The organism is Streptomyces murinus (assembly GCF_002154555.1).
Classification (GTDB): domain Bacteria; phylum Actinomycetota; class Actinomycetes; order Streptomycetales; family Streptomycetaceae; genus Streptomyces; species Streptomyces murinus.
This window is the reverse complement of record NZ_MUNF01000674.1, coordinates 1-10771: the sequence shown is the minus strand read 5'-3', so window position 1 is coordinate 10771 and position 10771 is coordinate 1. Positions and strand designations below refer to the sequence as shown.

The window sequence follows — 10771 nt, the reverse complement described above, 5'->3', positions numbered from 1 at the left end:
AGCCCCGACTCCCCGCCCAGGGGCCTCCCCTCCCTGGCCCACGGCCCGGTGAGCCTCCCGGCCGCCCCGCCGTCCTCCTGCCGGATCGGCTACGACCTCGTCAGCCAGTGGTCCGGCGGCTTCCAGGCCACCGTCACCGTCACCACCGAGCAGGCCCTGGACGGCTGGCGGGTCGAGTGGACGTTCCCGGACGGCCAGCGCATCGGCCGGGTGTGGGACGCCACCGTCCGCCAGAACGGCTCCCGGGTCACCGCCACCGCCGCCGACTACGACCGGGTCGTCCCGGCCCGCACCGCCGTGGCCTTCGGCTTCACCGGCACCTGGACGGACGCCGACCGCGCCCCGGACGCCTTCACGCTCAACGGCCGGCGCTGCGCGTAACCGTGCCGCGGCCACCCGCCCACCGGGCACTGGTCTCTACCTGACGAGCCGTCGTACACCCGCCCCACCTGGGCATATCACGAGTCGTGATCGTTCTCAGAGCGTATTGCGTCTTGGACGGCCCCTGGTCCGGTGCTGGACTGGATCCACGGCGGATCCCGGCCGAACCGGCCGCGGACCGTGCGCCATCGGCGCGACCTCGATCCAGGAGAACGCAATGCCTCTCATCCATGTGCAGCAGACCCCCGGCAAGACCGCCGAGCAGAAGGCCGAGCTGGTCCGCGAGCTGACCGACGCGTACGTCAAGGCCACCGGCAGCAAGCCGGAGAGCGTCTGGGTGACCGTGCAGGAGATCGGCACCGACAGCTGGTCCATCGCCGGCGAGACGCTGGCCGCCCGCGCCGCCAAGCGCTGAATCCAGGGGCCGACACCCGAGCCGCCGTTCCCGGGCGCACATCCCCCGTTTCGCCCGGGAACGGCTTCCCCTTTTCGGTCGACCTGAGCCCTGACCAAGGAAGTTGCCACGTGCCATGAAGTCCGCATCGACTCGCACGCCCTACGCGCTGTTGCTCGCCGTCCTGTCCTCACTGAACGCGGGCGGCCTGTTCGCCTCCGACATCAACCTGCCGGGCGTCCCGGCCACCGCGCACGCCTTCCACACCCCGGTCGCGTCGGTGCAGTGGACGTTCAGCGCCTTCATGATCGGCATCGCGGTCTCCCAGGCGGTCTACGGGCCCATATCCGACGCGTACGGCCGTAAGCGCGTCATCGTCTCCGGACTCGGCCTGTTCGTGCTCGCCTCCCTGGTGTGCGCCGCGGCGCCCACGGTCGAGGTGTTCGGCGCGAGCCGGCTCCTCCAGGCGCTGGGCGCCGGCTCGGGCATGGTGCTCGGCCGGGCCGTGATCAGCGACCTGTACGAGGAGAAGGACGCGGCCCGGATGTTCGCCACGGTCATGCCGATCGTCGGTGTCTCCCCGTCCGTCGCGCCGCTGATCGGCGGCTACCTGACGACGTACGTCTCCTGGCGCGCGCCGTTCGTGGTCACCGCGGTGATCGGCCTGGTGACCCTGGTCGCGATGATCACCGCGATCCCCGAGAGCCTGCCGCCGGAGCGCCGCAGCAAGCACCTGGGCGCCACCCTCAAGGGCTACCCGAAGCTGCTGTCCCGTCCGCTGTTCTGGGCCTACACGGTCAACCTGTGCGTGGCGTACGGCGGTTACTTCGGCTACCTGGCGGCCTCCCCGCTGGTGTTCGAGAAGATGCGGCTGGCCACCGAGACCACCAGCTACTGCTACATCACCGTCTCGCTCGCCTACGTCGCGGGCAACCTCACCTCGCGCGCCCTGGTCCGCACCCGGTCCGTCAACCGGCTGCTGTGGATGGGCCACGGGTTCTTCCTCGTCGGCGCGCTGATGATGCTGGGCCTCGGACTCAGCGGGGCCGGCGGCCGCTGGGGTCTGCTGGTGCTGGTCTTCATGCCGGTGATGACGTTCGGCAACGGCTTCCTGCTGCCGCTGTCGATGAGCGCGGGCGTCACCACGTTCCGCGCGACCGCCGGTTCGGCGTCCGGCCTGATGGGCGCGCTCCAGCTGCTCTCCGCCTCGCTGGGCATCTACCTCTCCAGCCGGCTGCCCGCCGGTGACCTGTTCGCGCTCGGCTGGTTCGTGCTGATCGCCGCGGTGCTGGGCATCTGCGCCTTCGCCCTGTTCCTCTCACTCGCCTCCCGTACGACGGCGGCCGCACCCGTGCCGGTGCGGCAGAGCGAAGAGCGGCCGGCCGACCGCCCGGCCGCCGACCTTCAGGAAGCCGCCATGGAATAAGGCCACATGAGGCCGTACGACCGACGGCAGCGGCACCCGTGCGGCGCTGACGCGCGTACGGGTGCCGCTGTCAGGTGTGCGAGGATTCCTCTGCGGCGACCCCGAAGTCTGTATTGATCTATTCATCAATATAAGTGTCTTGAGTTTCCATCACAGGGCCGCCCGTCGAGGATTGGGGGGTCCTGTGGAACTGCGCCAGATCCAGTACTTCGTCGCCGTCGCGGAGGAACTGCATTTCGGCAGAGCGGCCCAGCGGCTGCACATCGGCCAGCCCGCGGTCAGCCAGCAGGTGCGCCGACTGGAACGGGAGCTGCGCACCCAGCTCTTCGACCGCTCCAGCCGCACGGTCACGCTCACCGCGGCCGGGCAGGCCCTGCTGCCCGAGGGCCGCGCACTGCTGAAGGCGCTGGGCTCCTTCGCCGCCAAGGCCCAGCGGCTGGCCGCCCAGAAGGACGCCACGTTCCGCGTCGGGATCAGCTCCGCCCTCGGCGAGCGCCTGGACGACTTCCTGGACGCGCTGCCCGACTCCGGATCCGGCACCCGCTTCGAGTTCCAGACCCTCGGCGCCCACCACCGCCTGGAGGAGGTACGGGCCGGCCGGCTGGACGCCGCGTTCGTCCGCGGTGTGGAGAGCGCCCCCGGACTGCGGCTGCTCACCCTCTGGTACGACCCCCTGGTGGCCGCCCTCCCCGCCGCGCACCCGTTGGCCGGCCGCAGAAGCCTGAACCTCGCCGACCTGGCGGGAGTTCCGCTGCGTATCGCCTCCCGGGGCGAGAACCCGGCGCTGTACGACGCTGTCGTGGCCGCCTGCCGCAAGGCCGGTTTCGAACCCACCTTCGGCGCGCCGTTCACGGGATTCCAGGACACCCTCGCCGAGATCGGCGCGAGCGGCGACGGCTGGACCCTGATGTACCCGACGGCGGCCGACACGGTCTCCTCGCGCCGGATCGCGCTGCTCCCGCTGGACGGGGAGCCCATCACCATGCGGATGTTCCTCGCGCTGCCGGAGAACGCGGACCCGATGCGGCTGGAACTGCTCACCGAGACGGCGGCCCGGGTCCGCCGCAAGACCATGGGGACTTCCTGACCGACCGCGTTCCCCACGCACAGCGCCCCGGAAGAGACCCTGACCTCGGTCCCTTCCGGGGCGCTGACACTCGGTCGGCCCGGCCGTCCTACAGGCTGAGCATCCTCAGCGGCGCGTCCCGCACGACCTCCGTGATCCGGCCCTCGTCGAGACCGGCCTTCTCGAACCAGTCCCGGCTGTGCGTCGTCCACTCCCCGATGTCCATCTGGGAGGTCTGCCCCAGATCGGAGCTGTAGAGGGCGCGCGGCACCTTGGCGAGGACGGCGGCGAAGTCGTCCCAGCCCTGGTAGCCCAGCAGGTACGTCAGCGCGGTCTGCTCCGCGTACACCTGCTCGGCCGAGGCGATGTCCAGCAGATCGGCGCAGCTCAGACCGGTCATCGGATTGGCCGGCTGATTGAGCATCAGCCGCGGCACGTCGAGCCGTACCGCCTCCTCGACCAGCAGGGCCACCTCGCGTCCGTCGGCGTGCCCGGTGGAGATCACGACCGGCAGGTCCCGGGCCATCCGCAGGATCTCCCGCACCTCGGGCCGGAGCGCGCCGTCCCCGTCCGTGACGGTGAGCGGCCGCAGCCCGTCCCGGGCCAGCAGCGGATGCGCCGGGGTGCGGGACAGCCGGCTCGTGTGGGTCCGCCCGGTCACCGTCGGCAGATGGACGATCAGGCGCAGCCCGCTGTCCTCGCCGTGCTGCACCACGGCCTGTTCCACCGCCCGGGTGTCCAGGCCGCCCGCGATGTCGTTGAGCACGATCGACCCGGAGACCGGCAGGCCCTGCTGGCGGGCCTCCCACGCCTGGGCCGCGGTGGAGCCCAGATGGTTCTTCAGGACCACCCAGCCGCCGAGCCGGGCGTACTGGTCACCGGCCGTGGCCGCGGTGTGCCGCCGTACATAGGCGTCCGGGCCGACGTGGTAGTGGACGTCCACGAACGCCGCCTGTCCGGCGGTGGCCGCGGTCATGGGCTCAGGCGTCATCGTCGCCCTTGTCCTCCCAGGGACGCGCGTAGCCGTAGCGGGCCCGCGCCTCGTCAAGACGGATGCCGTCCGCGGCGGCCTCCCGGATGCGCCGCTCGGTCCGCTCGACCGCCTCGGCGCGCCGGACGACCTCGGCGACCAGGTCGGCGGGGATGCGCAGCGCCCCGTTGTCGTCCGCGAACACCAGGTCGCCGGGGCGGACCACGGTGCCCTCGATGTCCAGGTCGGCACCGGTGCTTTCGAGCACCGCCCGGTTCTTGGCGCTGACCATGGTGACGGCGGTGCTGAACAACGGGTACCCGGCCTCCCGGGTCTCCCGTACGTCGCGTACGGCACCGTGCACGACGCTGCCCGCGATCCCCCGGCGCAGCGCCACCGAGGTGAGCAGGGAACCCCAGTTGGTGCATGCGCCGGTGCCGCCGTTGTCCGCGACCACGACCGAGCCGGGCGGCACGTCGTCGATGTAGTTGGCGGCGTTGTGGAACGCGCCGTCGTCCTCGATGGGCCGGTAGCGCACGGTGAACGCGGGCCCGAAGGCCACCCCGCCGGGTGTGCGGGCGGCGATGCCGGGCAGCACGCACGGCGCGGCCCGCAGGCTGTCCATCGCGTCGGAGAGGGCGGCCGTGTCCAGCCGGGCCAGTCGTGCGCGCAGCTCGTCGTCGAGCAGCGGGTCGGCGGATACGGTGGTCATGCGGTCTCCTCCACGAGCCGGCGGGCGATGGTCCAGGCGGCGAACTGGGCGGCGTACGCGAGGACTTCGGGACCCCGGTTGGGGACGGTCAGCTCGCCGGTGTGCTCCCGCGCCCCGTCGTGCACCGTGCACAGCAGGCGGACGGTGCCGGTGTGGTCCTGCGGGCCGCTGCCGGCCCAGTCCGCGTCCAGCGTCGCGGACACCCGTGCGGACGGCTCCCGGTCCTCGGCCGGCCGCCGTTCGGCGGCCAGCTCGGCCGCGAACCGGCCGCCGGTGACCCGGTCCTCGGCCGTCAGGGCCAGCGAGCGCGCGTCCAGCAGCTCGGCGAGTTCCTGGACGGCGGTGCGCTCCCGGTCGGTGACGACGTACGCGCCGAGCGCGTCGTCCAGCCGCTTCGCCAGCTCCGCCGCGCTCTGTGGCGGGCAGTCGATCCGGATGTCCACGTAGGGGTAGTGCCAGCGGTAGGCGGGCTTGACCCGCAGCCCCAGATCCCGCACCAGGGCGTCCACCGCGGCGGCGGCGTCCGCCTCGATGACCCCGAGGGTACGGCGGAACACCGTGTCCACGGGCTCCGGTTCGGGGAGGTGGGCGAGGCCGTCGCGCAGGAAGGCGTCGAGCATCGGCAGGCACTCGCGCGGCGGGCCGGGGAGCATCACCACGGTGGTGCCCTGTACGTCGAGGCGGCAGCCCCAGGCGGTGCCGTTGGTGTTGGGCAGCAGCTCGGCGCCCTCGGGGAACTGCCCCTGGCGGCGGTTGTCCTCGTGGACGGCGACGCCGAAGCGGGTGAGCCGCTCGACGACGCCCTGCCATGCCTCCTCGCGGTGCTCCAGCGGCCGGCCGACCGCACGGGCGACCCCGACCCGGGTCACATCGTCCGAGGTGGGGCCGAGCCCGCCCATCACCACGACCACGTCGTCGCGGCCGATGGAGGAGCGCACGGCGTCCGCGATCGCCGCCTCGTCGTCGCCGACGGTGTGCCGGACGCGGACCGGTACGGCACGGGCGGCCAGCCTGCGGGACGCCTCGCCCGCGTTGCTGTCCTCCAGGACGGCCCGCAGCAGCTCGTCCCCGACGGTGACGACGGCCGCGGTGTGGGCGCGCGGCACGGCACCGCAGGCGTCAAGGACGGCCGCGGCGCACTCGGTGGTGGTCGCCGTACCGCCCAGGTCGTACGTCACCCGGTCCCGGCGGCGCGTCACATGCGAGACCGCGTCCCGCACCTGGCCCGCGGCCTCGCCGAAGCCGAGGTGTTCGAGGAGCAGGCCGACGGTGAGGAAGGCGGCGAGCGGGTTGGCCCGGCCGGTCCCGGCGAGCGCGGGGGCGCTGCCGTGCACCGGCTCGAAGTAGTTGCCGTGCTCCCCGATGTTGGCGCTGGGCGCGAGGCCGAGGCCGCCCATCACACCGCCGCCGAGGTCGGACAGGATGTCGCCGAACATGTTCTCGGCGACGATGACCCCGAAGCGCTCCGGGCGGCGCGCCATCCACAGCGCGACGGCGTCCACGTTGAGGATCTCGTACTCGATCTCCGGGTAGTCCGCGGCGATCTCCTCAAGACGCTCGCGGGCGTAGGCGCTGCTGCGCCGCAGCACGTTCGGCTTGTCGGCGAGGGTGACCCGGGGGTGCCCGTGGGCGCGGGCGTGCTCGAAGGCGTAGCGCAGGATGCGGTCCAGGCCGTGCCGGGTGAGCATCCGCACGCTCGCGGTGGTGGCCTCGCGGCCGCTGATCCGCGCGTTGGGGTGGTCCGCGACGAGCGGCCACATCTCCTCGGGCACCTGGTCCCAGTCGAGGCCCGCGTAGAGGCCCTCGGTGTTCTCGCGCACCACGCAGAAGCGGTACGGGGTGCCGCCCAGGTAGCTCTCGACCGGCCGCAGGTTGGCGAACAGGTCGAGGCGCTGGCGCAGTTGGATGATCGGGGACACGTACTGCGGGGCCTGCTCGCGCAGGTGCGGTGCCAGGTCGGCCAGGGCCTCGCGTCCCGGCTTGCTGGTGGTGGCCCCGAGCAGGACCGCGTCGCTGCGGCCGATCAGGTCCCAGGTGCGCTGCGGCACCGGGGTGCCCTCGGTGCGCCAGAACTCCCAGCCGATGTCGCCGTGTTCGAGGGTGAGGGGCAGCCCGAGGGCGTCGATCACCGGGAGGGCCGCATCGAGTACCTCGGGGCCGATGCCATCGCCGGGAAGTACCGCGACGGTCTTACTGGTCATGGATCCTCTTCTTCTGCTGTGGTGCCAGGAACGCGGCGACGGCCCGCCGGGTGGCCTCCGGCCGGTCGGCGTGGGGGCGCATGCCCGCCCCCGGAATGCCGACGCTGCGGTGCCCGGGGCCGGTTGCGAGGTGCTGCCTGCCCACGAGGTTCGACTCGTTGCCGTAGACGTGCAACAGCCTGCCGGGGAACGCCTCGACCTGGCCGCGGACATCGGCGCGGTGAAGCAGGCGCAGACCGGTGGCCAGGCGCCACCCGTACAGCGGGTCGTCGGCGCCGTCCCGCTCGCTGTCCGGGGTGTCCCGCGGGCCGGCCGGGGCCGGGACGGGCGCGGGGTCCGCCGGGCCGCGGACCACCTCGTGCAGCAGGTCGAGCGCGGCGGTCGTGCCCCGCTCGGCCACGGCCGCCGCGATGCGCTCCAGGGTCGCGTCGAGCACCTCGTCGGCGACCGTGGGGGAGGACAGCAGGACGACATCGGCCCGATGCGTCCAGGGCCGGTCGAGGAGTCGCTGGACGACGGCGCCGCCCAGGGCGTTGCCGACCAGGACGTCGGGCTCCTCGGCGCGCAGCACCTGCGCCCACCGGTCGGCGAGGGCCGCGAGGTCGTCCCCGTCGCGCAGCAGCGACAGGGTGTCGTACACCGTCACCCGGTGACCGGTCGTCACCAGCGCCTCGGCGACGGGCTCGAAGAAGGCCCCCCGGTCCCAGCGGGCCATGACGGGCGCGAGCACACAGGCGGTGCGGGGCGCGCCCGCCTCGCCCAGGTGCACGGCGACCGGGGGCCGCAGCGGTGTCGTGGCCGGCGAGGTCATGCCGCGACCACCGGGCTGGTCAGCTCGCGCGCGGCGCTGAACGCGGCGCCCATGTGGTCCACGGGCAGCTTGGCGCGCTCCTCGACGGAGAGGTCGAAGTGGCCGAGGACCAGGTCGGGCAGCGGCAGCGAGGGTCTCGCCTCGGCGATCTCGGACTCCATGCGGTGCGCGAGGGTCAGGATCCGCCCGAGGTCGTACCGTTCGGTGCGCCCGGCGCGGCCCAGGTAGGCCAGCCACTGCTCGGTGATCAGGTTGCCGGGGCCCTTGCCCATGCCGAGGACCGAGGAGTCGATCCAGGTGGCGCCCGCGTCGACCGCCGCGATGGAGTTGGCGAGCGCCAGGCCCAGGTTGTTGTGCGCGTGCAGGCCGATCGCGGAGCGGGTCACCGAGCGGACCAGGGTGACCAGGCGGGAGACCTCGTCCGGCAGCAGGCTGCCGTTGGAGTCCGCCAGATAGATCACGTCCGCGCCCGCGTCCTCGGACATCGCCGAGAGTTCCACCAGGCGCCGCCGGTCGAGCTGGCTGACGCGGGTGATGTTCACGGTGGTGGTGAAGCCGAGGTCCGCCGCCTTGCTGAGCACGGCGAGACCGGGCTCGGGCGTCGTGGACGGCAGGCAGAACCGGACGAGCCGTACGCCGGCCTCGAACATCTGGGTGAGGTCGTCGTCCTCGATGTTCTTCGGGTGCAGGATCATGCAGATCCGCTCGGGCGGTATGACCTCGGCCATGGCGCGTATGTACTCGTCGGCGCCCATGCCCGTCAGTCCGAGGTCCGGCTTGGGCTGGAAGGATCCCTTGCGGTATCCGATCTCAACCCATTCGATACCGGCCGCGACGCTCTCCCTGGCGTGTTCCAGGGCGTATTCGAGCGTGAAGCCGAAGTTGTTGCGGTATCCCCCGTCTCGCAGCGTCACATCGAGATTGGTGACCATGTCTCCTCCGTTGACTGTCCGAGGTGGCGGCTGGGAGGGCGAGAATGGTGGTTCGTATCGTGCACCGCAGCGAAAAATCGGTGTCAATGGATAACTGACACATGGTGGCGATTTCCCCCGTCCCCCGTCGCCCAGATCGATGCATTCAAGAATGCCGGATGAAACCGGAATTCTTTTGGGGCGCAGCTAATGCGTAGTCACTTCGCCGGCCGAGCCCCCCGAAGCGGAATGGATGCTAGCGGTGTCGGCGCGGGAAGTGCAAGGTGAAGATGGCAGTCGAAGGCCACTCGCCGAGTACGCCGAATTCATTGAAGAAATTTACTTTCCATATACCGTTGCTGTGGGGGCTGTTTGACCTGCGCGGTCTGTCACGCGTCAAGTCCAGCATCGGTGCGCGAGTCGTCCAAGACTCAATTCGCACTGGTATCGATCATGATCGGTGATGATTCCAGGTGGCTGCCGCCATGGCATACTCACCGGACTCGCCCGCGAAACCGAACGTTCAAATTCGTGTTACAGGGTGGCGTACGACAGCGTTGTCAATCAAGAGCCGCGAAGGAGTATCAGTGATAGCCGGTCCGGTGCCGCTCGACGGCCTCGACGCCGTTCCCTGGGCGGACCTCGCGCACGCGTACGGCTCCGCCGCCGACGTCCCCGCGATCCTTCGCGCCCTGGCGCGTCCCGGGCCCGACCCGGAGCGGGAGGAACGCCTGGACGAACTGGACACCGCGATCTACCACCAGGGCGGCGCCGTGTACGCGGCGGGCGCGGCGGCCCTGCCCTTCCTCCTCGAACTCGCGGCCGCCCCCGGTCTGCCCCTGCGGGCCGCGATCGTGGAACTGCTCGGCCAGTTCGCGGCGTTGCCCAACGACATGCGTGAGCCCTGGAGTTCGGACGAGCACGCGCGGTCCTGCCGCGCGGCGCTCACCGCCGGCCACGACCTCCTGGTCGCGCTGCTGGACGACACCGACCCCGCGGTTCGTGCCGCCGTGGCCGACCTGCTGTGGGAGTACGCCCGCTGGTCGCCGCGCGCGCAGGACGCCGCCCGGGCGCTGGCCGACCGCGACGCGGTGGAGCCCGACCTCGCGCTGCGCGTGTCGCTGCGCCTGGCGGGCGCCCGGGCGGCGGCCGGGGCGCGCGCGTCCGGCTCCCCCTCGGCCGCCCCGCTCGCCGCCGCCGTACGCCGCCTCGTCGAGGCGGTCGGCAGGGACGCGGACGCGCTCACGCTCGCCCGCCTGGCGGCGGCCCGGCGGCTCGACCCGGCCGCCGCGACCTGGCGGGACCTCCTCGACGCGGCCCTCGCACCGGCCACGCCCCACCACGCCTACCCGGCCTGGCGCGAGGACGGCGCGCACCTGGCGACGGCCCTGTGCGCCCTGTGCGGCGATGACCCGGCAGCCCACCTGGACGTCGTCCGCGCCCTGATCGGCCATGAGCACCCGCGGGTGCGCGGCGGCGCGCTCCAGGCGGCCGGTGACGCGATGCTCCGCCGCCGCTCGGCCGTCCCGGCGCTGGTCCCGCTGCTCGGGGTGGCCTTGGAGGATCCCGAGCCGGAGAACCGGGCGCGGGCCGCCGACCTGCTGGCCGCGGCGGGCGACGCCGGTGCCGTGTTCGACGACCGCCTCGCCGCCGCGCTCGACGATCCGCACCGCCCCACAGCGCTCCGCGCCGCCTGGGCACTGGCCCGGCACGGCGACGTACGCGCCGTACCGGCCCTGACCCATGCGCTGGACCACGAGGAGGACGACGGGTTCGGGCCCTCCGCCCATTACGGCGGGAACTTCTACTGGTTCACCCGGCCGCCGTTGCGGGAGGCCCTGGAGGCGTGCGCGCCGGCCCACGGACCGCTGCTGGTGCCCGCGCTGCGCTCCGTGGGCC

The 10771-nt window shown here is 72.5% G+C and carries 10 protein-coding genes; 5 read left to right on the top strand and 5 right to left on the bottom strand.

Annotated features, from left to right (window positions below):
* The 4 genes from CCN72_RS32755 to CCN72_RS32740 form a co-directional block, all read left to right on the top strand.
* Positions 1–381: cellulose binding domain-containing protein (locus CCN72_RS32755; protein WP_208638165.1), on the top strand; the 381-nt coding region annotated here is incomplete at its 5' end.
* 217 nt (positions 382–598) lie between these two features.
* The gene (locus CCN72_RS32750; RefSeq protein WP_031050342.1) at positions 599–796 is read left to right on the top strand and encodes a tautomerase family protein; all 198 of its coding nucleotides are present in this window, start codon (positions 599–601) and stop codon (positions 794–796) included.
* Positions 797–911: 115 nt separating this feature from the next.
* Positions 912–2201 carry a multidrug effflux MFS transporter gene (locus CCN72_RS32745; RefSeq protein WP_086811843.1) on the top strand — a complete coding sequence of 430 codons (1290 nt, stop codon included), beginning with the start codon at positions 912–914 and terminating at the stop codon, positions 2199–2201.
* Between the two features lie 184 nt (positions 2202–2385).
* On the top strand, positions 2386–3288 hold the full coding sequence (locus CCN72_RS32740; protein WP_086811841.1) for a LysR family transcriptional regulator: 903 nt from the start codon (positions 2386–2388) through the stop codon (positions 3286–3288).
* A gap of 88 nt (positions 3289–3376) precedes the next feature.
* On the opposite strand, the gene CCN72_RS32735 is transcribed toward CCN72_RS32740, so the two are convergent.
* Genes CCN72_RS32735 through CCN72_RS32715 form a run of 5 tightly spaced genes read right to left on the bottom strand, consistent with a single transcriptional unit; the run spans position 3377 to position 8893 of the window.
* Positions 3377–4258 carry a DUF6282 family protein gene (locus CCN72_RS32735; RefSeq protein WP_244174591.1) on the bottom strand — a complete coding sequence of 294 codons (882 nt, stop codon included), beginning with the start codon at positions 4256–4258 and terminating at the stop codon, positions 3377–3379.
* Positions 4248–4949 carry an RraA family protein gene (locus CCN72_RS32730; protein ID WP_086811836.1) on the bottom strand — a complete coding sequence of 234 codons (702 nt, stop codon included), beginning with the start codon at positions 4947–4949 and terminating at the stop codon, positions 4248–4250. The genes CCN72_RS32735 and CCN72_RS32730 overlap by 11 nt, the downstream gene beginning before the upstream one ends.
* Complete coding sequence (locus tag CCN72_RS32725; RefSeq protein WP_086811834.1) at positions 4946–7150, bottom strand: isocitrate/isopropylmalate family dehydrogenase; 2205 nt, start codon at positions 7148–7150, stop codon at positions 4946–4948. The genes CCN72_RS32730 and CCN72_RS32725 overlap by 4 nt, the downstream gene beginning before the upstream one ends.
* The gene (locus tag CCN72_RS32720; protein ID WP_086811832.1) at positions 7140–7961 is read right to left on the bottom strand and encodes an alpha/beta fold hydrolase; all 822 of its coding nucleotides are present in this window, start codon (positions 7959–7961) and stop codon (positions 7140–7142) included. Before CCN72_RS32720 ends, CCN72_RS32725 begins: the two co-directional genes overlap by 11 nt.
* On the bottom strand, positions 7958–8893 hold the full coding sequence (locus CCN72_RS32715) for a beta/alpha barrel domain-containing protein (RefSeq protein ID WP_086811830.1): 936 nt from the start codon (positions 8891–8893) through the stop codon (positions 7958–7960). Before CCN72_RS32715 ends, CCN72_RS32720 begins: the two co-directional genes overlap by 4 nt.
* Before the next feature lie 566 nt (positions 8894–9459).
* Here CCN72_RS32715 and CCN72_RS32710 point away from each other — a divergent pair.
* The coding region (locus CCN72_RS32710; protein WP_208638164.1) for a HEAT repeat domain-containing protein at positions 9460–10771 on the top strand (1312 nt) is incomplete at its 3' end.

Excerpts from the sequence above, each read along its gene's own strand:
- CCN72_RS32750 (WP_031050342.1), top strand. The coding sequence starts at position 599 with ATGCCTCTCATCCATGTGCAGCAGACCCCCGGCAAGACCGCCGAGCAG.
- CCN72_RS32745 (WP_086811843.1), top strand. The coding sequence starts at position 912 with ATGAAGTCCGCATCGACTCGCACGCCCTACGCGCTGTTGCTCGCCGTC.
- CCN72_RS32735 (WP_244174591.1), bottom strand. The coding sequence starts at position 4,258 with ATGACGCCTGAGCCCATGACCGCGGCCACCGCCGGACAGGCGGCGTTC.
- CCN72_RS32730 (WP_086811836.1), bottom strand. The coding sequence starts at position 4,949 with ATGACCACCGTATCCGCCGACCCGCTGCTCGACGACGAGCTGCGCGCA.
- CCN72_RS32725 (WP_086811834.1), bottom strand. The coding sequence starts at position 7,150 with ATGACCAGTAAGACCGTCGCGGTACTTCCCGGCGATGGCATCGGCCCC.
- CCN72_RS32720 (WP_086811832.1), bottom strand. The coding sequence starts at position 7,961 with ATGACCTCGCCGGCCACGACACCGCTGCGGCCCCCGGTCGCCGTGCAC.
- CCN72_RS32715 (WP_086811830.1), bottom strand. The coding sequence starts at position 8,893 with ATGGTCACCAATCTCGATGTGACGCTGCGAGACGGGGGATACCGCAAC.